The sequence below is a fragment of the Streptomyces sp. NPDC041124 genome, assembly GCF_055592385.1.
The window spans coordinates 385,849-403,635 of sequence record NZ_JBVIYR010000007.1; the positions used below are offsets into that span (position 1 = coordinate 385,849).

General features: G+C 69.1%; 22 protein-coding genes, 1 tRNA gene and 1 riboswitch. Of the genes, 8 read left to right on the forward strand and 15 right to left on the reverse strand.

Annotation, left to right across the window (positions count from 1 at the left end; translation table 11 throughout):
• The first annotated feature begins 267 nt into the window (after window positions 1–267).
• Window positions 268–2,613: a transglycosylase domain-containing protein gene (locus tag ACZ6A9_RS21370; protein WP_468987662.1), complete on the forward strand. Its 2,346-nt coding sequence runs from the start codon at window positions 268–270 to the stop codon at window positions 2,611–2,613.
• Window positions 2,614–2,672: 59 nt separating this feature from the next.
• On the opposite strand, the gene sugE is transcribed toward ACZ6A9_RS21370, so the two are convergent.
• From sugE to ACZ6A9_RS21385, 3 genes are all read right to left on the reverse strand, one after another.
• Window positions 2,673–2,993 (reverse strand): quaternary ammonium compound efflux SMR transporter SugE, encoded by a 321-nt coding sequence (sugE, locus tag ACZ6A9_RS21375; RefSeq protein ID WP_468987663.1) that lies wholly within the window; start codon window positions 2,991–2,993, stop codon window positions 2,673–2,675.
• A 33-nt stretch (window positions 2,994–3,026) separates the two neighbouring features.
• A riboswitch (guanidine-III (ykkC-III) riboswitch) is annotated at window positions 3,027–3,088 on the reverse strand.
• Window positions 3,089–3,155: 67 nt separating this feature from the next.
• Window positions 3,156–3,458 (reverse strand): GroES family chaperonin, encoded by a 303-nt coding sequence (locus ACZ6A9_RS21380; RefSeq protein ID WP_199293027.1) that lies wholly within the window; start codon window positions 3,456–3,458, stop codon window positions 3,156–3,158.
• A 99-nt stretch (window positions 3,459–3,557) separates the two neighbouring features.
• Window positions 3,558–3,908: a DUF3618 domain-containing protein gene (locus ACZ6A9_RS21385; protein ID WP_468987665.1), complete on the reverse strand. Its 351-nt coding sequence runs from the start codon at window positions 3,906–3,908 to the stop codon at window positions 3,558–3,560.
• Window positions 3,909–4,048: 140 nt separating this feature from the next.
• On the opposite strand from ACZ6A9_RS21385, the gene bcp reads away from it, so the two are divergent.
• From bcp to ACZ6A9_RS21405, 4 genes are all read left to right on the forward strand, one after another.
• Window positions 4,049–4,516 (forward strand): thioredoxin-dependent thiol peroxidase, encoded by a 468-nt coding sequence (gene bcp, locus ACZ6A9_RS21390; RefSeq protein ID WP_468987666.1) that lies wholly within the window; start codon window positions 4,049–4,051, stop codon window positions 4,514–4,516.
• Window positions 4,517–4,655: 139 nt separating this feature from the next.
• Entirely contained in the window at window positions 4,656–5,282 is a 627-nt protein-coding gene (locus ACZ6A9_RS21395; RefSeq protein ID WP_468987667.1) for an HNH endonuclease signature motif containing protein, read from the forward strand.
• 8 nt (window positions 5,283–5,290) lie between these two features.
• A complete protein-coding gene (locus tag ACZ6A9_RS21400) occupies window positions 5,291–5,989 on the forward strand; it encodes an HNH endonuclease (protein WP_468987824.1) in 699 nt (232 codons plus the stop codon).
• Window positions 5,955–6,038: transfer RNA gene (locus tag ACZ6A9_RS21405), tRNA-Leu, on the forward strand. The genes ACZ6A9_RS21400 and ACZ6A9_RS21405 overlap by 35 nt, the downstream gene beginning before the upstream one ends.
• A 53-nt stretch (window positions 6,039–6,091) precedes the next feature.
• Here the strand turns inward: ACZ6A9_RS21405 and rdgB are convergent.
• The 4 genes from rdgB to ACZ6A9_RS21425 form a co-directional block, all read right to left on the reverse strand.
• Window positions 6,092–6,694, reverse strand: coding sequence for an RdgB/HAM1 family non-canonical purine NTP pyrophosphatase (gene rdgB / locus ACZ6A9_RS21410; RefSeq protein ID WP_468987669.1), 603 nt, complete (start codon window positions 6,692–6,694; stop codon window positions 6,092–6,094).
• A 37-nt stretch (window positions 6,695–6,731) separates the two neighbouring features.
• The gene (locus ACZ6A9_RS21415; protein ID WP_468987671.1) at window positions 6,732–7,130 is read right to left on the reverse strand and encodes a hypothetical protein; all 399 of its coding nucleotides are present in this window, start codon (window positions 7,128–7,130) and stop codon (window positions 6,732–6,734) included.
• A 144-nt stretch (window positions 7,131–7,274) separates the two neighbouring features.
• Window positions 7,275–8,012, reverse strand: a complete 738-nt coding sequence (gene rph, locus ACZ6A9_RS21420) for a ribonuclease PH (RefSeq protein ID WP_468987672.1) — start codon at window positions 8,010–8,012, stop codon at window positions 7,275–7,277.
• 94 nt (window positions 8,013–8,106) lie between these two features.
• Window positions 8,107–8,340: a PTS sugar transporter subunit IIB gene (locus ACZ6A9_RS21425; protein ID WP_468987673.1), complete on the reverse strand. Its 234-nt coding sequence runs from the start codon at window positions 8,338–8,340 to the stop codon at window positions 8,107–8,109.
• 196 nt (window positions 8,341–8,536) lie between these two features.
• On the opposite strand from ACZ6A9_RS21425, the gene ACZ6A9_RS21430 reads away from it, so the two are divergent.
• Window positions 8,537–9,847 (forward strand): PTS transporter subunit EIIC, encoded by a 1,311-nt coding sequence (locus tag ACZ6A9_RS21430; protein ID WP_468987675.1) that lies wholly within the window; start codon window positions 8,537–8,539, stop codon window positions 9,845–9,847.
• Window positions 9,848–10,088: 241 nt separating this feature from the next.
• Window positions 10,089–11,339, forward strand: a complete 1,251-nt coding sequence (locus ACZ6A9_RS21435) for a PTS transporter subunit EIIC (RefSeq protein WP_468987676.1) — start codon at window positions 10,089–10,091, stop codon at window positions 11,337–11,339.
• A 73-nt stretch (window positions 11,340–11,412) separates the two neighbouring features.
• Here ACZ6A9_RS21435 and ACZ6A9_RS21440 read toward each other — a convergent pair whose 3' ends face one another.
• On the reverse strand, window positions 11,413–12,165 hold the full coding sequence (locus tag ACZ6A9_RS21440) for an MBL fold metallo-hydrolase (protein ID WP_468987677.1): 753 nt from the start codon (window positions 12,163–12,165) through the stop codon (window positions 11,413–11,415).
• A gap of 202 nt (window positions 12,166–12,367) precedes the next feature.
• Between ACZ6A9_RS21440 and ACZ6A9_RS21445 the strand changes: the two genes are divergently transcribed.
• A complete protein-coding gene (locus tag ACZ6A9_RS21445) occupies window positions 12,368–12,559 on the forward strand; it encodes a hypothetical protein (protein ID WP_468987679.1) in 192 nt (63 codons plus the stop codon).
• Between the two features lie 58 nt (window positions 12,560–12,617).
• On the opposite strand, the gene ACZ6A9_RS21450 is transcribed toward ACZ6A9_RS21445, so the two are convergent.
• The 7 genes from ACZ6A9_RS21450 to clpS form a co-directional block, all read right to left on the reverse strand.
• Window positions 12,618–13,568, reverse strand: a complete 951-nt coding sequence (locus ACZ6A9_RS21450; RefSeq protein WP_468987680.1) for a PLP-dependent cysteine synthase family protein — start codon at window positions 13,566–13,568, stop codon at window positions 12,618–12,620.
• Window positions 13,569–13,574: 6 nt separating this feature from the next.
• Window positions 13,575–13,907, reverse strand: coding sequence for a MoaD/ThiS family protein (locus ACZ6A9_RS21455; RefSeq protein ID WP_468987682.1), 333 nt, complete (start codon window positions 13,905–13,907; stop codon window positions 13,575–13,577).
• 103 nt (window positions 13,908–14,010) lie between these two features.
• Window positions 14,011–14,106: a putative leader peptide gene (locus ACZ6A9_RS21460; protein WP_356079428.1), complete on the reverse strand. Its 96-nt coding sequence runs from the start codon at window positions 14,104–14,106 to the stop codon at window positions 14,011–14,013.
• 122 nt (window positions 14,107–14,228) lie between these two features.
• Window positions 14,229–14,651, reverse strand: coding sequence for a M67 family metallopeptidase (locus ACZ6A9_RS21465; protein ID WP_468987684.1), 423 nt, complete (start codon window positions 14,649–14,651; stop codon window positions 14,229–14,231).
• Between the two features lie 169 nt (window positions 14,652–14,820).
• Window positions 14,821–16,356 (reverse strand): alanine/glycine:cation symporter family protein, encoded by a 1,536-nt coding sequence (locus tag ACZ6A9_RS21470; protein WP_468987686.1) that lies wholly within the window; start codon window positions 16,354–16,356, stop codon window positions 14,821–14,823.
• A gap of 365 nt (window positions 16,357–16,721) precedes the next feature.
• Window positions 16,722–17,324, reverse strand: coding sequence for a DUF2017 domain-containing protein (locus ACZ6A9_RS21475; protein WP_468987688.1), 603 nt, complete (start codon window positions 17,322–17,324; stop codon window positions 16,722–16,724).
• 55 nt (window positions 17,325–17,379) lie between these two features.
• Complete coding sequence (gene clpS / locus ACZ6A9_RS21480; protein ID WP_468987690.1) at window positions 17,380–17,688, reverse strand: ATP-dependent Clp protease adapter ClpS; 309 nt, start codon at window positions 17,686–17,688, stop codon at window positions 17,380–17,382.
• Between the last annotated feature and the right edge of the window lie 99 nt (window positions 17,689–17,787).

The following is a 17,787-nucleotide window of genomic DNA, read 5'->3' on the forward strand; positions in this document are numbered from 1 at the left end:
ACGAACCCACCCCGCCCCTCCTCCCGCGCCCCGCGCCCCGCACCGAAGCGCAGGAGCCTAGTGCGCGCCCCGGCCCCCCGGCCACGCCATTTCCCGCACACCCGCAGGTGTGACAACACGCCAGAGGGCCATGCGTGTGAGAAGCCGCAAGTGTGCACGACGCGCGCCGCGGCCACAGGACGCGCCACCGGATGCGACAGTCTTGAATAAGGGGGACGCATCAGGCGTACAGGAACGAACGAGGCGAAACAGGAGTCCGTGCACGACATGAGCGACGAGCCGCAGCCGCGACAGCCCGAAAAGGGCTGGGCACCGAAAGAGCCCCAGGCGGCCGACGCCCCCGAAGGCACGAAGGGAAACAGACCCCCACGCACCGGATGGCGCCGCTACGTCCCCACCTGGCGCACGGTCCTCGCCGCCACACTCGTCACCGCCGTCCTCGTCATCGGCGGCTTCTTCCTCGGCTACCACCTCGTACAGATCCCCGCCGCCAACGCCCTCGCCACCCAGCAGGCCAACGTCTACCTCTACGCCGACGGCTCCGTCATCGCCCGCGACGGCGACGTCAACCGGGAGAACGTCACCCTCGGCCAGATCTCCGAGGACGCCCAGCACGCCATCCTCGCCGCCGAGGACCGCGACTTCTACAGCGAGTCCGCCGTCGACCCCCAGGCCATGATCCGCGCCGCCTGGAACACCGCCACCGGCAAGGGCAAACAGTCCGGCTCCACCATCACCCAGCAGTACGTGAAGAACTACTACCTGCGGCAGGAACAGACCGTCACCCGCAAGGTCAAGGAGTTCTTCATCGCCATCAAACTCGACCGCAACCAGACCAAGGACGACATCCTCGAGGGCTACCTCAACACCAGCTTCTTCGGCCGCGGCGCCTACGGCATCCAGGCCGCCGCCCACGCCTACTACGACATGGACGCCTCCGAACTCGACGCCGGCCGCGCCGCCTACCTCGCCTCCCTCCTCAACGCCCCCAGCCAGTACGACGTCATCACCCACCCCGAGAACCGGCAGGCCGTCGAGAACCGCTGGAACTACGTCCTGGACGGCATGGTCGACGAAGGCTGGCTCACCGAGACCGAACGCGCCGGCATGAAGTTCCCCACCCCCAAGGAGACCACCCACTCCACCGGCATGTCCGGCCAGCGCGGCTACATCGTCGACGTCGTCGAGAAGTACCTCACCGACAACGACATCGTCGACGAGGACACCCTCGACACCGGCGGCTACCGCATCACCACCACCCTCCACAAGGACAAGCAGGACGCCTTCGTCGACGCCGTCAACGACAAACTCATGAACCGCCTCGACCAGGAGAACCGCAAGGTCGACACCTACGTCCGCGCCGGCGGAGCCTCCGTCGAACCCAAGACCGGCAAGGTCGTCGCCCTGTACAACGGCATCGACTACGTCAAGCAGTACACCCCCAACGCCACCCGGCGGGACTTCCAGACCGGCTCCTCCTTCAAACCGTTCGTCCTCACCGCCGCCGTCGAGAACAAGTCCCGCACCCAGGACGGCCGCCGCATCACCCCCACCACCGTCTACGACGGCACCAGCGAACGCCCCGTCCAGGGCTGGCCCGGCGACCGCTACGCCCCCGAGAACGAGGACCACCGCGACTACGGCGACATCACCGTCCGCGAAGCCACCGACAAATCCGTCAACGCCGTCTACGCCCAGATGGCCGTCGACGTCGGCCCCGACAAGGTCCGCGACACCGCCATCGCCCTCGGACTGTCCGAGGACACCCCCAGCCTCGACGACGCCGGACCCTCCATCGCCCTCGGCGTCGCCACCGCCAGCGTCCTCGACATGGCCGAGGCCTACGCCACCCTCGCCAACCACGGCAAGAACAGCGGCTACACCCTCCTCGAAAAGGTCACCCGCGGCGGCAAGACCGTCGACCTGCCCGAACGCCGCACCCGCCAGGCCGTCAGCCGCCAGGCCGCCGACACCACCACCGCCGTCCTGCGCGGAGTCGTCCAGAACGGCACCGCCACCGCCGCCCAGACCGCCGGCCGCCCCGCCGCCGGCAAGACCGGCACCGCCGAGGAGGACACCGCCGCCTGGTTCGCCGGCTACACCCCCGACCTCGCCACCGTCGTCGCCGTCATGGGCCAGGACCCCGTCACCGCCGGCCACAAATCCCTCTACGGCGCCATGGGCCTGCCCCGCATCAACGGAGGCGGCGCACCCGCCGAGATCTGGGGCCAGTACACCCGCGACGCCCTCGAAGGCCGGCCCGTCCAGGCCTTCAACCTCCGCATGCAGCCCGGCGCCTTCGAGAGCCAGCCGCCCCCCTCCGACTCCAGCGACGGCCCCACCTCCTCCGACCGCCCCACCGACCGCGACAGCGGCACACCCGACGACGAGGACACCGCCGGCACCCCGGACGACACCGGTACGCCCACCCGGGAGACACCCGGCGACGGCCGGAGCGACAGCGGCACCACCGGCGGCGACGGCGCAACCACCGACGGCGGCACGGACACCGGCAGCGACACCGGCCCCAGCGACAGCAACGGCGACGACCAGCGCACCGGGCCCGCCGGCCTCACCGGCGCACTCACCCAGCACACCCGCCGGGACGAATGACCCCGACGCCTCCCGGCCAGTGCCCGGAGGCCAGCGCCCGAAGGTCAGCGCCCCCGAGGTCAGTGCCCGGACGTCGCCTTCAACCCCACCACGGCGACCACCAGCAGACTGATGAAGAAGACCCGGGCAGCGGTCACCGGCTCCCCCAGCACCACCATCCCCATCACCGCGGCCCCCGCCGCACCGATCCCCACCCACACGCCGTACGCCGTACCGATCGGCAGCGTACGCGCCGCATACGACAGCAACACCATGCTCGCGACGATCCCCGCACCGGTCAGCACACTCGGCACCAGCCGGGTGAACCCCTCCGTGTACTTCAGACCGATCGCCCAGCCGACCTCCAGCAGACCGGCCACCACCAGCAGAACCCACGCCACGACCCACACCTCCGGAACACGAACCACAACGGAAGTGCGTCGTCTTTGCCTTCACCCCGGTACGGCGCGTCTCGTCGGGGCCCACACGGGTCCACCCACCGTAGCCCAGAACGTGGCGTAGGGGCCGGTGACCGTGGTCACCAGCCCCTACGCCCCGCAGAACTACAGGTACAGGCCCGTCGAATCCTCGGAACCCTCGAAACGGTCCGCGGCCACCGCGTGCAGATCACGCTCCCGCATCAGCACGTACGCCGTCCCGCGCACCTCGACCTCCGCCCGGTCCTCCGGATCGAACAGCACCCGGTCACCCGGCTCCACCGTCCGCACGTTCTGCCCCACCGCGACCACCTCGGCCCAGGCCAGCCGACGCCCCACCGCCGCCGTCGCGGGAATCAGAATGCCGCCCCCCGAACGCCGCTCACCCTCACTCGTGTCCTGCCGCACCAGCACGCGATCGTGCAGCATCCGAATGGGCAGCTTGTCGTCCTGGGAACCCTGCTCGTGTCTCTTGGCGCTCACGTCCTGAAACCTACCTGCCTCAGCCGCCGACCTGCCCGGGAGGGGTCACCGCCGCCGACGCCGGGCAGGCGCACCCCGCCGACGCGACCCCACGGCCAACAGCCCCACGACCCCCACCAGCAGCACCGCCACCGGCACGACCCGCTCCAGCCGCGGCGAACCCTCCGCGTCCACGAACTGGCCCTTCACCTCACTCACCACACCATTGACCCGCACATACGCCCGGCCCAGCGTGTGGTCCACGTTGGACACGACCCTCGCCTTCGCGTCCCCCATGATCGTCTTCGGGTGCACCCGCACCCCGATCTCGTCCAGGGTCTCGGCCAGCACCGCACGACGGCGCTCGATGTCCGCCTCGATCTGCGCCGGGGTTCTGGTGTCCGCCGTGTCCGCCACCGTGTCGCCTCCGAAATCCACTGATACCTGTGCCGGACAGTCTGTCAGCTCCACGCCGCCCCGCACTGTCAGGACCCCCGGTTACCCTCGATCCCGGCACCCGATCCACCCAGCGCGCACGTACGAGGAGACCCAGACCTATGAGCGAACGCCTCCAGCCCGGGGACGAAGCCCCCGCCTTCACCCTGCCCGACGCCGACGGCAACGAGGTGTCCCTGGCCGACCACAAGGGCCGCAAGGTCATCGTCTACTTCTACCCGTCCGCCCTCACCCCCGGCTGCACCAAGCAGGCCTGCGACTTCACCGACAACCTCGAGCTGCTCGCCGGCGCCGGCTACGACGTCATCGGCATCTCCCCCGACAAGCCGGAGAAGCTCGCGAAGTTCCGCGAGAAGGAGTCCCTCAAGGTCACCCTCCTCTCCGACCCCGACAAGCAGGCCCTCGACGCCTACGCCGTCTACGGCGAGAAGAAGAACTACGGCAAGACCTACATGGGCGTCATCCGCTCCACGATCGTCGTCGACGAACAGGGCAAGGTCGAACACGCCTTCTACAACGTCCGCGCGGCCGGCCACGTAGCCAAGATCATCAAGGACCTCGGCATCTGACCCGCCCTCCCCCTGCAGCGGCCCGCACCACGCCCTCACCGGTACGGGCCGCTCCGCTTTCCGCACGTAACCGTCCGATATCCGGTTCGTTACTCCGTACGACGCCACGAACGGGTGGGCGGGAGACGGAGGGGATCCGATGGTGACCAGCGCTTACACCAAGGAGCGACTGGAAGAGGCGGCCCGGGGGGCACGGACACTGACGGAGGCGTTGGTGCGGATGGGGGTGGATCCGAGGAGTTCGACACGGTCCTACATCAGGGAGCGGATGAAGAAGCTTGGTGTCGACACCTCTCACTTCGAGCGCGACGGCACTAAGTGGACGAGGGCATCCCTCCAAGCCGCTGTGTCGGCTTCGTCGAACATGTACGAGGTGCTGCGCCATCTCGGGCTCGACCTGGTCGGCGGGCACCACACGCACATCAGCCGCAGGATCAAGGCTCACGGCATCGACACGTCACACTTCCAGGCGCCCGGCCGACGCGGCAGGCCACAAGAGCTGCTCAGCGCGCAGGAAGACCCCGCCACCGCCCGGCGTGTTGCCAGCGGCCGCCTCAAACGAGCCATGCTCAAGCACGGAGTGCTGGAGCGCTGCGCCCAGTGCCACACCGAAGCGGTGTGGCAGGGACAACCGCTCCCGCTGGAGGTCGATCACATCGATGGCGACTGGCGCAACAATCGGACCAGAAACCTGCGCCTCCTCTGCCCCAACTGCCATTTCACAACCGACAGTTACCGGGGTCGCCGTAAGGGGCGCCTCTCGTGACCAGCGGCATGCGGTACACCCGCGAGCGACTGGCCGACGCAGCCGAGAAGTGCTGCGACATCAAGGAGGTCATCACCTTCCTCGGCACTCAGCCCTATCCACAGCTCGATCACTACCTCGTCAGACGCTTCGCCCATTTCGGGATCGATATTTCCCATTTCGACCTCCGGAGGCGGCTGCCACGGCCCACGAGCGATGTGCTGCGCACAGCGGTCGCGGAGTCCGCATCGGTGGCGGGACTGCTTCGCCGCTTGGGCCGGCCCGACAACGGCGGACAGCGCGCCATGGTGCGACGATGGGTCGCCGAGGAAGGTCTATCGGTGGCCCACTTCCTGGGCCAGGCTCACCAGCGCGGAAAGGCGAGCCCGAACCCGGCCAAGTCCGCCGACGACATCCTCGTCCGACACGGCGGCCATCGACGCACGAGGACTCACCAGCTACGTCGAGCGCTCCAGGAGATCGGCGTACCAGAACGGTGCGCCAAGTGCGGGACCGCCCCGAACTGGCTCGGCAGGCCCATGACGTTGGAAGTCGACCACATTAACGGAGACTGGAGCGACGACCGGCGCGAGAATCTGCGATTGCTGTGTCCCAACTGCCACGCGATTACGAGCACGTGGTGCAGGGGAGGCCCTCGGGAGCGCGCGGCCCCCGGTACCATGACAGACGCTGGCGGCGGTGGCGCAGTGGCGACGCAGCAGACTTAGGATCTGTGGCCCTTGATCGGGCTTGAGGGTTCGAATCCCTTCCGCCGCACCTTGACCGCCTGCGTATCGAAGGATGGTGCGCAGGCGGTCTTCTGTGAGAGCTCAGCCCAGCAGCTCACGCACCACCGGTACCAGGGCGCGGAAGGCCTTGCCCCGGTGGCTGATGGCGTTTTTTTCGTCGGCGGTGAGTTCCGCGCAGGTGCGGGTTTCGCCGTGCGGCTGGAGGATCGGGTCGTAGCCGAAGCCGCCGGTGCCGGCGGGGGTGTGGCGGAGGGTGCCGGTCAGGTGGCCCTCGACCACGCGCTCGGTGCCGTCGGGGAGGGCGAGGGCTGCCGCGCAGGCGAAGTGGGCGCCGCGGTGTTCGTCGGCGATGTCGGAGAGCTGGGCGAGGAGCAGGTCGAGGTTGGCCCGGTCGTCGCCGTGGGTGCCGGACCAGCGGGCGGAGAAGATGCCGGGGGCGCCGTTCAGGACGTCGACGCAGAGGCCGGAGTCGTCGGCGACGGCGGGCAGGCCGGTGGCGCGGGCGAGGGCGTGGGCCTTGAGGAGGGCGTTCTCGGCGAAGGTGACGCCGGTTTCCTTGACGTCGGGGATGTCGGGGTAGGCGTCGGCGCCGACGAGGTCGTGGGGCAGGCCCGCGTCGGCGAGGATCGCGTGGAGTTCGGTGATCTTTCCGGCGTTGCGGGTGGCGAGGATCAGGCGGGTCATGGGCCCAGTATGTCTGGGCCCATGGGCGGCTCGTCCGTTACGGGGTGCAGACCTTGGTGAGTTCGCCGGCGGCGTCGGTGATGGGGCTGATGTCGGGGGTGGCGTCGCCGTTCTCGACGGAGGTGCGGACGTTGTCGACGGCCTTGTCGAGGTTGTCGACGGCTTTGGAGACGTCGGCGTTGTCGGTCTTCTCGCCGATGTCGGTGAGGTTCTTGTCGATGGAGTCGAGGGACTCTTCGAGCTGGGTGACGTCGTTGCCGGCGTTCTCGACGGCCTGCTGCATGTCGGTGACGCTGTCGGCGATGGCGTCGGCGGTCTGGACGCAGTCCAGTGCCTTGTCGACGGCGGCGCAGCCGGTGGTGAGTCCGGCGGTCAGCGCGACGGCCGCCAGGGTGGCGGCGACGGCTGTGGTGCGGCGTCGGCGGCTCGCGGCCATGGATCGGTCCCTCCCTCGTCGGGCCGGTGCGGCCCGTGTGCGTCGGCGGGGCGGTCGGCTGGTGGGGCCGGGTGCCCGTATGGGATCAGACGCGGGGGTGGCCGGCGCGGTTGCTCCGCGTCGGCCACGTCCTTGGTGCGTCTTTTACTTGTGCGGGTCGGTGTCGAGGGCGGTGCGCTGGGCGGTGGCGAGTTCGGTGCAGCCGGTGACGGCGAGGTCGAGGAGGGCGCTCAGTTCGTCGCGTGCGAAGGGTTCGGCTTCGGCGGTGCCCTGGACTTCGACGAAGCGGCCGTCGCCGGTGCAGACGACGTTCATGTCGGTGTCGGCCTTGACGTCTTCTTCGTAGCGGAGGTCGAGGAGGGGGGTGCCGGCGACGATGCCGACGGAGACGGCGCTGACGGTGCCGGTGAGGGGTTTGCGGCCGGGTTTGATGAGTTTCTTGCTCTGGGCCCAGGTGATGGCGTCGGCGAGGGCGACGTAGGAGCCGGTGATGGCGGCGGTGCGGGTGCCGCCGTCGGCTTGGAGGACGTCGCAGTCGAGGACGATGGTGTTCTCGCCGAGGGCTTTGTAGTCGATGACGGCGCGCAGGGAGCGGCCGATGAGGCGGCTGATCTCGTGGGTGCGTCCGCCGATGCGGCCGCGGACGGATTCGCGGTCGCCGCGGGTGTTGGTGGCGCGGGGGAGCATCGAGTATTCGGCGGTGACCCAGCCTTCGCCGCTGCCTTTGCGCCAGCGGGGGACGCCTTCGGTGACGGAGGCGGTGCAGAGGACTTTGGTGTCGCCGAAGGAGATGAGGACGGAGCCTTCGGCGTGCTTGCTCCAGCCGCGTTCGATGGTGACCGGGCGGAGTTGGTCGGGGGTGCGGCCGTCGATTCGAGACATGGCGGTGAGCCTAGCCGTAGGCGGCGGAAGGGCCCCTTCCGCGGTGGGTGGGGGCCCTTGGGGTGCGCCTTCGCCGTGGTTCAGGTGCGGTGGTTCACATCATGTCTTCGATTTCGGCGGCGAGGGGGTCGGCGTCGGTGCCGATGACGACCTGGATGGCGGTGCCCATCTTGACGACGCCGTGGGCGCCGGCGGCCTTGAGGGCGGCTTCGTCGACCTTGGCGGGGTCCACGACTTCGGTGCGGAGGCGGGTGATGCAGCCTTCGATCTCGTCGATGTTGTCGATGCCGCCGAGTCCGGCGACGATCTTCTCAGCCTTGGTGGCCATGTTCGTTCTCCCTGATGCGAACCGCTTTGTCGCAGTAACCCACAGTTGGCCCAGCTTTGCGAGCGGCTTGGTCGTGGGTGCCGAAGGATGGCGTCACGACGTGGGGTCCGCCCTGCACGACTGGTCTACACCACCGGGTGGACTGCCGCCAAACCCGTCGTGTCCGTGGTGACCGCGTTCCAGAGAAGGGGGCCGGATGAGCGCCGCCGACAGTGGTGCCGGTGCCGGGCCCGCGGCCGGTGGGGCGCGGGAGCGGTGGAGCGGGTTGTTCCAGGGTCTGCAGAAGATGGGGCGGAGTCTGCAGTTGCCGATCGCGGTGCTGCCGGCGGCGGGCATCCTGAACCGGCTGGGGCAGCCGGATGTGTTCGGGGACGACGGCCTGGGGTGGACGGACGTCTCGAAGGTGATGGTGGGGGCGGGTGGTGCGCTGCTGGACGGTTCGCTGGGGCTGCCGCTGTTGTTCTGTGTGGGTGTGGCGATCGGGATGGCGCGGAAGGCGGACGGGTCGACGGCGTTGGCGGCGGTGGCGGGGTTCCTCGTCTACTTCAATGTGCTGCGGCAGTTCCCGGAGGACTGTCCGGGGGGTTCTCAGGCGGTGCCGCGGGTCGGGTGTCGGGTGGCCGACGGGACGGTGACGGCGTTCACGTTCCAGAATCCGGGGGTGTTCGGCGGCATCGTGATCGGGTTGATGGCGGCGTATCTGTGGCAGCGGTTCCACCGGACGAGGCTGGTGGACTGGCTGGGTTTCTTCAACGGGCGGCGTCTGGTGCCGATCATCATGGCGTTCGCGGCGATCGTGTTCGCGGCGTTGTGTCTGTGGGTGTGGCCGCCGGTGGGTGACGCGTTGGAGGGTTTCAGTGACTGGATGAGTGGTCTGGGCGCGTGGGGCGCGGGTGTGTTCGGTGTGGCGAACCGGGCGTTGCTGGTGGTGGGGCTGCACCAGTTCCTGAACGTGCCGATCTGGTTCCAGTTCGGTTCGTACACGAAGCCGGACGGGTCGGTGGTGCACGGTGACGTCAACATGTTCCTGGCGGGTGATCCGGAGGCGGGGCAGTTCCTGTCCGGGTTCTTCCCGATCATGATGTTCGCGTTGCCGGCGGCGGCGCTGGCGATCACGCACTGTGCGAGGCCGGCGCGGCGCAAGGAGGTCGGCGGGCTGATGCTGTCGGTGGCGTTGACGTCGTTCGTCACGGGGATCACGGAGCCGATCGAGTACTCGTTCTTGTTCGTGGCGCCGTTGCTGTACGGGGTGCACGTGGTGCTGACGGGTGTGTCGATGGCGGTGACGTGGGGGTTGGGGGTGCATGACGGGTTCAGTTTTTCGGCGGGGCTGATCGACTACGTCATCAACTGGAATCTGGCGACGAGGCCGTGGTTGATCATTCCGATCGGTCTGGGGTTCGCGGCGCTGTATTACGTGATCTTCCGTTTCGCGATCACGAGGTTCGATCTGAAGACGCCGGGGCGGGAGGCGGAGGAGGAGGTGGAGGACGCGACGAAGGCGTGACCTCCTAGGCTTCAGGTGGCTGTCCGAGCCCTCGGTTCCTCGGGTCCGGGGGCTTTCCGGTGCGCCCTCGCGGGTTGCGCATCGGGGTCCGGTGCGCCCTCGGCGGGTTCCGATTCGGGGTCCGTGGCGGGCACGGTGCGTAGTCCGGCGGTCGCGTTTTCGCGGGTTCCTTACGCGGGCTTCATCGTGCTACAACAGGTCTACACCAGTAGTGGTGTAGACCACCACCGATGGAGGAAGTATGAGCACCGCCACCGACTCGGCGGCCCCCGCGAAGAAGCGGGGATCCGGCCTGTTCCAGGGTCTGCAGAAGATCGGCCGCAGCCTACAGCTCCCGATCGCCGTCCTGCCGGCGGCGGGCATCCTGCTCCGGCTCGGCCAGCCCGATGTGTTCGGAGCGGACGGTCTGGGCTGGGACAAGGTCGCGGCCGTCTTCGCCACCGCGGGCGGCGCCATCTTCGACAACCTGCCGCTGCTGTTCTGCATCGGCGTGGCCATCGGCTTCGCCAAGAAGTCCGACGGTTCCACCGCCCTCGCCGCGCTCGTCGGCTTCCTGGTCTACAGCAACGTCCTGAAGGCGTTCCCGGTCACCGAGGCGAAGGTGCAGGCCGGCGAAGACATAGCCGCGACCTACAACAACCCCGGTGTGCTCGGCGGCATCCTGATGGGTCTGCTGGCGGCAGTGCTGTGGCAGCGCTACCACCGCAAGAAGCTGGTCGACTGGCTGGGCTTCTTCAACGGCCGCCGGCTCGTCCCGATCATCATGGCCTTCGTCGGCACCCTCATGGGTGTGTTCTTCGGCCTGGTCTGGGAGCCCATCGGCGAGGTCATCTCCGACGCGGGCGAGTGGATCACCGGTCTCGGTGCCGCCGGTGCGGGCCTGTTCGGTCTGATCAACCGTGCGCTGATCCCCATCGGCATGCACCAGTTCGTGAACACCGTGTCCTGGTTCCAGATCGGTGACTTCACCAACGCCGCGGGCGAGGTCGTCCACGGTGACCTGAACCGGTTCTTCGCCGGTGACCCGGACGCCGGTATGTTCATGTCTGGCTTCTTCCCGATCATGATGTTCGGTCTGCCGGCCGCCGCGATCGCCATCGCGCACGCCGCCCGCCCGGAGCGCCGCAAGGCCGTGATGGGCATGATGGTCTCGCTCGCGCTGACGTCCTTCGTGACCGGTGTGACGGAGCCGATCGAGTTCGCGTTCATGTTCATCGCCCCGGCGCTGTACGTGATCCACGCGGTGCTGACCGCCCTCTCCATGGCGATCACCTGGGCGCTCGGGGTGCACGCGGGCTTCACCTTCTCCGCGGGCTTCATCGACTACGCCCTGAACTGGAACCTGGCGACCAAGCCGTGGCTGATCATCCCGATCGGTCTGGTGTTCGCGGTGATCTACTACGTGGTCTTCCGCTTCGCCATCGCCAAGTTCAACCTGCCGACCCCGGGCCGTGAGCCCGAGGAGGAGGTCGAGGACCTCACCAAGGCGTGAGCGGTCCCCGCACCGCGTGAGGGCCCCGGAACCGGTTCGGTTCCGGGGCCCTCGTCGTGCACGGCCGGCGTGCTCAGATCTCGTACGTCGCCCCGCGCGAGGCCAGGCCCACCGGGCCGGAGTACACCGCGCGGGCGTCGGTGAGGTTGATCTGCGGGTCGGTCCACGGGGCGATGTGGGTGAGGATCAGGCGGCGGGCGCCCGCGCGGGCGGCCGTCTCACCCGCCTCGCGGCCGTTGAGGTGCAGGTCCGGGATGTTCTCCTTGCCGTGCGTGAAGGCGGCCTCGCACAGGAAGAGGTCGGCGTCGCGGGCGAGGTCGTCGAGCGCGGGGGTCACGCCCGTGTCACCGGAGTAGGTCAGCGTCTTCCCGCCGTGCTCGATGCGGATGCCGTACGCCTCGACCGGGTGCGCGACGCGCTCGGTGTGGACGAGGAACGGGCCGATCTCGAAGGTGGACGGCTTGACCGTGTGGAAGTCGAAGACCTCGCTCATGGAGGAGGCCGAGGGGGTGTCGGCGTAGGCGGTGGTCAGCCGGTGTTCGGTGCCCTCGGGTCCGTAGACCGGGAGGGGCTCGCAGCGGCCTCCGTCGTGCCGGTAGTAGCGCGCGACGAAGTAGCCGCACATGTCGATGCAGTGGTCGGGGTGCAGGTGGCTGAGGAAGATCGCGTCGAGGTCGTAGAGACCGCAGTGGCGCTGCAGCTCGCCCAGGGCGCCGTTGCCCATGTCGAGGAGCAGCCGGAAGCCGTCGGCCTCGACGAGGTAGCTCGAGCAGGCCGATTCCGCGGACGGGAAGGACCCCGAGCAGCCGACGACGGTGAGCTTCATGAAGCAGAAACCTCCGCTGGCGGGTGTGGAGAGACGGGGGTCGTGCGGTTCGTCGAGCGTAAGGCGCGAAACCTGCGGTCGCTCCTCCACCAGGGGCTGTTGTGGGCGAACTCACCTGTGCTGTCACCGGTTCGGCTGGAAGCGGTGCACGCCGGTGACGGGAAAGGGGGGCGGGGCCGGCCCGCGCCGGTACGGTCTGGGCATGGACACGGCTTGGTGGCTCGCGCTCGTCGCGGTGGTGCTGCTCGCGTTCGTCACGGCGCTCGTCGACGGGTGGGGGCGGGGGCACCGGCCCCGGCGGCGGCGCGGGGCCTGGAGCCGTGGCGGGTCCGGCGGCCGCGGTGGGCGGGACTACGGCTCCCGCGGGCGCGACCACGGTTCCGAGGACGGGTGAGGGGCCGGAGGCGATGGTCTCCGGCCCCTGGTGACGCGTGAGGTGACACGCCGTGGTGTCACGCCCAGAGCTGGCCCTGGAGGGTGTCGATGGCCTCTTCGGTGGTGGCGGCCGTGTAGACGCCGGTCGAGAGGTACTTCCAGCCGCCGTCGGCGACGACGAAGACGACGTCGGCGCTCTCCCCCGCCTTGAGCGCCTTGTTGGCGACGCCGATCGCCGCGTGCAGGGCGGCGCCGGTGGAGACGCCGGCGAAGATGCCCTCCTGCTGGAGGAGTTCCCGGGTGCGGGTGACGGCGTCGGCGGAGCCGACGGAGTAGCGGGTGGTGAGGACGGAGGCGTCGTAGAGCTCGGGGACGAAGCCCTCGTCGAGGTTGCGCAGGCCGTAGACGAGGTCGTCGTAGCGCGGCTCGGCGGCGACGATCTTGACGTCGGGCTTGTTCTCGCGCAGGTAGCGGCCGACGCCCATGAGGGTGCCGGTGGTGCCGAGGCCGGCCACGAAGTGGGTGAGGGACGGCAGGTCGGCGAGGATCTCGGGGCCGGTGGTGGCGTAGTGAGCGCCGGCGTTGTCCGGGTTGCCGTACTGGTAGAGCATCACCCAGTCGGGGTGTTCGGCGGAGAGTTCCTTGGCGACGCGCACGGCGGTGTTGGAGCCGCCGGCGGCCGGGGAGGAGATGATCTCCGCGCCCCACATGGCGAGCAGGTCACGGCGTTCCTGAGAGGTGTTCTCGGGCATGACGCAGACGATGCGGTAGCCCTTGAGCTTGGCCGCCATGGCGAGGGAGATGCCGGTGTTGCCGCTGGTCGGTTCGAGGATGGTGCAGCCGGGGGTGAGCCGGCCGTCCTTCTCCGCCTGCTCGATCATGAACAGGGCGGGGCGGTCCTTGATGGAGCCGGTGGGGTTGCGGTCCTCGAGCTTCGCCCAGATGCGGACGTCGGCGGACGGCGAGAGCCGCGGCAGGCGCACCAGGGGGGTGTTGCCCACCGCGGCCAGCGGGGAGTCGTAGCGCATCGGCTATCAGGCCGTTCCCACCCGTCGCCCGGCCGCCACCCCGACCGGACGCGGCTCCGCCGCGGCAGCGCCTCCCGCGACGGCCGGCAGGATCGTCACGCTGTCGCCGTCGGACAGCTTGGTGTTGATGCCGTCGAGGAAGCGGACGTCCTCGTCGTTGAGGTAGACGTTGACGAAGCGGCGCAGCTGCTCGCCGTCGACGATGCGGGCGTGGATGCCCGTGTGCCGGGTCTCGAGGTCGGTGAAGAGCTCGGCGATGGTGCTCCCGTTGCCTTCCACCGCCTTCTGTCCGTCGGTGTATTGGCGGAGGATGGTCGGGATGCGGACCTCGATGGCCATGGCTGAGGGCTCCTGTCGGATGTGTCTGTCGTGGGTTCGGGAAGGGCGCGCGGCGGCACGCCGCAGCCCGCCGCGGCTCTCGGCCGTACGGCGGCGGCGGGGATCAACAGATGGCGCTGTTCAGCCGGCACAGGTCGATGTGCAGCCGCGCCACGAGCAGCGTGCCCGGCGCCGTGTCACTCACATCGAGAAGAACCATGGGGTCATCGTATCGATTCCCGGGCGGGCTTCCGGAGTGTGATCTCACTGTGCGGACACCTCGCTTCCGTGATACGGGACGGGCTGGGGGTTGCGCTGTGGGGACCGGGGCCCGGGCGGGGGTCAGTAGGACTCGACGACCTTGACCTCCTCCTCGGTGATCTCGCCCTCGACGATGCGGAACGAGCGGAACTGGAACTCGCCGGCGTCGTCGGTGTCGGCGGTGGAGACGAGGACGTAGTGGGCGCCTGGCTCGCCCGCGTAGGTGACGTCGGTGCGGGAGGGGTAGGCCTCGGTCGCGGTGTGGGAGTGGTAGATGACCACGGGTTCCTCGTCGCGGTCGTCCATGTCCCGGTACAGCTTCAGCAGGTCCTGGGAGTCGAACTCGTAGAAGGTGGGTGAGCGGGCGGCGTTCAGCATGGGGATGAAGCGCTCGGGGCGGCCGGAGCCCACCGGGCCCGCCACCACGCCGCACGCCTCGTCGGGGTGGTCCTCGCGGGCGTGGGCCACGATCTGGTCGTACAGGGCCTGGGTGATGGTCAGCATGGGGCCCAGGATAGGCAACGGGCCGTTCCGTACCGAGGGGTGGTACGGAACGGCCCGTATGCCGGACGCCTTGAGCGGATGGCCGCGGTGAGCACCACGAGTGCTCCCCGCGGCCGGCGTCCTGGGGTGGGGGGTCGGCCCCCCGGCTCCTCGGGTCCGGACGGTGCCGCTAGGGCGCGTCGGTGACCTTGACCTCGGCCTTCTCCGCCTCGGCGCCGGCTCCGGTCCCGCGGGTCCGGACGAACTCCAGGAAGGAGTTGAGCTCGCGCTTGACCACGGGGGCCAGCAGGTAGAGGCCGATGATGTTGAACACCGCGAGCAGGAAGAGCGCGGAGTCGGCGAGGCTGATCAGCGAGTCGAGGGAGAGCAGGGAGCCCGCGATCACGAACACGCTCCAGGTCGCCTTGAAGGTCATCTCGCTGGCCTTGCTCCGGCCGAAGAGGTACGTCCAGGCCTTGAGGCCGTAGTAACCCCAGGTGAGGATCGTGGAGAAGGCGAACAGCAGCACCGCGACGGTCAGCAGGTGCGGGAACCAGGGCAGGACGGTGGCGAAGGCGTCGGAGGTGATGGTGACGCCGCCGATGTTCTCGCCCTCGCGGGCCTCGCCCCAGCTGGCGGGGTTGGCGATGACGATGGTCAGGGCGGTCATGGTGCAGACGATGACCGTGTCGATGAAGGGCTCGAGCAGGGCGACCAGGCCCTCGCTGGCGGGGTGCTTGGTCTTGACCGCGGAGTGGGCGATGGGCGCGGAGCCGATGCCGGCCTCGTTGGAGAAGGCGGCGCGCTGGAAGCCGACGATCAGGGCGCCGATGATGCCGCCCGCGACGCCGTCCGCCTCGAAGGCGCCCTGGAGGATGCTGCCGATCGCGTCGGGCACGGCGGTGACGTTCGTCAGGATGACGACCAGGCAGGCCAGGACGTACATGATCGCCATGGCGGGGACCAGACGGCTGGTGACGGAGGCGATGGAGCGGATGCCGCCGAGCAGCACGAGGCCGACCAGGGTGGCCACCACGAGACCGAAGAGCACGGCGCCCGCGGAGCTGGCCAGGAAACCGTCGTCGCCGCCGAAGGTGGAGGAGATCTGCGCGTAGCTCTGGTTGGTCTGGAAGAGGTTGCCGCCGAACAGACCGAAGAAGAGGATCATGGCGGAGGCCAGGACGGCGAGCACCTTGCCGAGCTTGGCGCCGCCGCGGCCGAAGCGCTCGGCGAGGCCCTTGGGCAGGTAGTGCATGGGGCCGCCGGAGACGGTGCCGTCGGCGTGCTCCTCGCGGTACTTCACACCGAGGGTGACCTCGACGAACTTGGTGGCCATGCCGAGCAGGCCGCACAGGATCATCCAGAAGGTGGCTCCCGGGCCGCCGATGGAGACGGCGACGGCGACACCGGCGATGTTGCCGAGGCCGACGGTGCCGGAGACCGCGGCCGTCAGCGCCTGGAAGTGGCTGACCTCGCCGGGCGCGTCCTTCTCGTCGTACTTGCCGCGGACGACGTCGAGGGCGAGTTTCAGTTTGCGGGCCTGGACGAGACCGAACCAGCCGGTGAAGACCAGGCCGGCGATCACGAGCCAGGCGACGATGAGCGGAAGATCGGCGTCACCGACCGGGACGGTGTAGAAGACGATGTCGCCGACGGTGGTCGCGACGGGGTCGAAGAAATCACTTACGGCGTCGTCGATTTTTTGCGTGATGGAGTCGAGTGACATCGAACTTCCTCAGATGGCGCGGGGACGTGCTGGCGTGCGCAGCAGAGCGGGTGACGGTGGGCGGGGCCCACGTCCCGTTCGGCGACGGCGGCGGGCGGCGGGCCCGGTGGACCGGGGCCGTCGACCTCTTGTCGTGCTGGTTCCTCCACGCCGGCGGTGGCCGGCTTTCTTGCTCACAGCTGGGGGTGGGCCGCAAGCGAGTTGCCGATTCTTACCACGCTGTTTACCTCGTTGCGAGTGACGCAGATCACGCGAAAACGCCCCTGCGCGGTAAATACGCAAGGGCGGTGGCGGGATCGTTATCCGGACTTGAGGTTCCTCTGAGCGAACGGATCAGGGGATTTTTATGGATGTATGGGGCATGTTTATGGCATGAGCGTCGAGACGAGCGTCTCCTGCAGTCCCCCCAGCCACAGGTAGGCCATCACCATCGGCTTGCGCGGGTCCTCGTCGGGCAGGCGGAAGAGGAGGTCGCTGTCGTCCTCGTCGCTGATCTCCAGCCGGGAGCCGATCGCCAGGCGCAGGTCGTTCAGCGCGCCGAGCCACTGGCGGGACTCGTCGGCGGACAGCTTGAGCACCGCGCCGTCCCGGCCCGCCGGGGTGAGCGCGTCCAGGGAGCGGACCACCGCGAGGGCGTTGTCGCGCTTGCCGGCCCGCAGGTCGTTCTCGGTGTAGCGGCGGAACTCGGCGGAGTGCGCCCGCTGCTCCTCGGCCTCCGCCGGCTGCGGGGTGCCCCCGGGGTCGCTGTAGGCGTCGGGGAAGAGGCGGCGCAGCACGGGGTCGGAGGGCGGTTCGCTCGGGCCGTCGGCGAAGAGGTCGGCGAGCGGGTCGCCGGAGGCCTCACCGGCGGTCCCGGGGCCGATGAGCTCCATCATCTGCACGGCCAGCGAGCGGATGATGGAGATCTCGACGTCGTCGAGGGCGACGGCCGCGCCGCCGCCGGGGAGCGGTTCGAAGGTTCCTGGCATGGCGGCGATCGCTACTTCCGGTCCTGCGGGCGGGGTCGGGTCATGTCCGGCTCGGTCACTTCCGGTCGTGCTGCAGGGTGGCCCACAGTCCGTAGCCGTGCATGGCCTGCACGTCGCGTTCCATCTCCTCGCGCGTACCGCTGGAGACGACCGCCCGGCCCTTGTGGTGGACGTCCATCATCAGCTTGGTGGCCTTGTCCTTGGAGTAGCCGAAGTACGACTGGAAGACGTACGTCACGTAACTCATGAGGTTGACCGGGTCGTTGTGGACGATGGTGACCCACGGGAGGTCGGGCTCGGGTACGGCGAAGACCTCCTCCGCCGACTCGGTGCGTTCGATCTCCAGGGGTGCGGGTGACGTCACATCCCCATGCTGCCACCGCAGGGGGGTGGTCGCACAAACCGGCCCGCTGTTCCGGCCCCCGGAACCTAAATCGTCAAACTGACGAAATGGGGGTAGCAT

What these genes read in the sequence shown, in the direction of transcription:
- ACZ6A9_RS21370 (WP_468987662.1), top strand. Translation starts at nt 268, where the DNA reads ATGAGCGACGAGCCGCAGCCGCGACAGCCCGAAAAGGGCTGGGCACCG.
- ACZ6A9_RS21380 (WP_199293027.1), bottom strand. Translation starts at nt 3,458, where the DNA reads ATGCTGCACGATCGCGTGCTGGTGCGGCAGGACACGAGTGAGGGTGAG.
- bcp (WP_468987666.1), top strand. Translation starts at nt 4,049, where the DNA reads ATGAGCGAACGCCTCCAGCCCGGGGACGAAGCCCCCGCCTTCACCCTG.
- ACZ6A9_RS21395 (WP_468987667.1), top strand. Translation starts at nt 4,656, where the DNA reads ATGGTGACCAGCGCTTACACCAAGGAGCGACTGGAAGAGGCGGCCCGG.
- ACZ6A9_RS21400 (WP_468987824.1), top strand. Translation starts at nt 5,291, where the DNA reads ATGCGGTACACCCGCGAGCGACTGGCCGACGCAGCCGAGAAGTGCTGC.
- rdgB (WP_468987669.1), bottom strand. Translation starts at nt 6,694, where the DNA reads ATGACCCGCCTGATCCTCGCCACCCGCAACGCCGGAAAGATCACCGAA.
- ACZ6A9_RS21415 (WP_468987671.1), bottom strand. Translation starts at nt 7,130, where the DNA reads ATGGCCGCGAGCCGCCGACGCCGCACCACAGCCGTCGCCGCCACCCTG.
- rph (WP_468987672.1), bottom strand. Translation starts at nt 8,012, where the DNA reads ATGTCTCGAATCGACGGCCGCACCCCCGACCAACTCCGCCCGGTCACC.
- ACZ6A9_RS21425 (WP_468987673.1), bottom strand. Translation starts at nt 8,340, where the DNA reads ATGGCCACCAAGGCTGAGAAGATCGTCGCCGGACTCGGCGGCATCGAC.
- ACZ6A9_RS21430 (WP_468987675.1), top strand. Translation starts at nt 8,537, where the DNA reads ATGAGCGCCGCCGACAGTGGTGCCGGTGCCGGGCCCGCGGCCGGTGGG.
- ACZ6A9_RS21435 (WP_468987676.1), top strand. Translation starts at nt 10,089, where the DNA reads ATGAGCACCGCCACCGACTCGGCGGCCCCCGCGAAGAAGCGGGGATCC.
- ACZ6A9_RS21440 (WP_468987677.1), bottom strand. Translation starts at nt 12,165, where the DNA reads ATGAAGCTCACCGTCGTCGGCTGCTCGGGGTCCTTCCCGTCCGCGGAA.
- ACZ6A9_RS21445 (WP_468987679.1), top strand. Translation starts at nt 12,368, where the DNA reads ATGGACACGGCTTGGTGGCTCGCGCTCGTCGCGGTGGTGCTGCTCGCG.
- ACZ6A9_RS21450 (WP_468987680.1), bottom strand. Translation starts at nt 13,568, where the DNA reads ATGCGCTACGACTCCCCGCTGGCCGCGGTGGGCAACACCCCCCTGGTG.
- ACZ6A9_RS21455 (WP_468987682.1), bottom strand. Translation starts at nt 13,907, where the DNA reads ATGGCCATCGAGGTCCGCATCCCGACCATCCTCCGCCAATACACCGAC.
- ACZ6A9_RS21460 (WP_356079428.1), bottom strand. Translation starts at nt 14,106, where the DNA reads ATGGTTCTTCTCGATGTGAGTGACACGGCGCCGGGCACGCTGCTCGTG.
- ACZ6A9_RS21465 (WP_468987684.1), bottom strand. Translation starts at nt 14,651, where the DNA reads ATGCTGACCATCACCCAGGCCCTGTACGACCAGATCGTGGCCCACGCC.
- ACZ6A9_RS21470 (WP_468987686.1), bottom strand. Translation starts at nt 16,356, where the DNA reads ATGTCACTCGACTCCATCACGCAAAAAATCGACGACGCCGTAAGTGAT.
- ACZ6A9_RS21475 (WP_468987688.1), bottom strand. Translation starts at nt 17,324, where the DNA reads ATGCCAGGAACCTTCGAACCGCTCCCCGGCGGCGGCGCGGCCGTCGCC.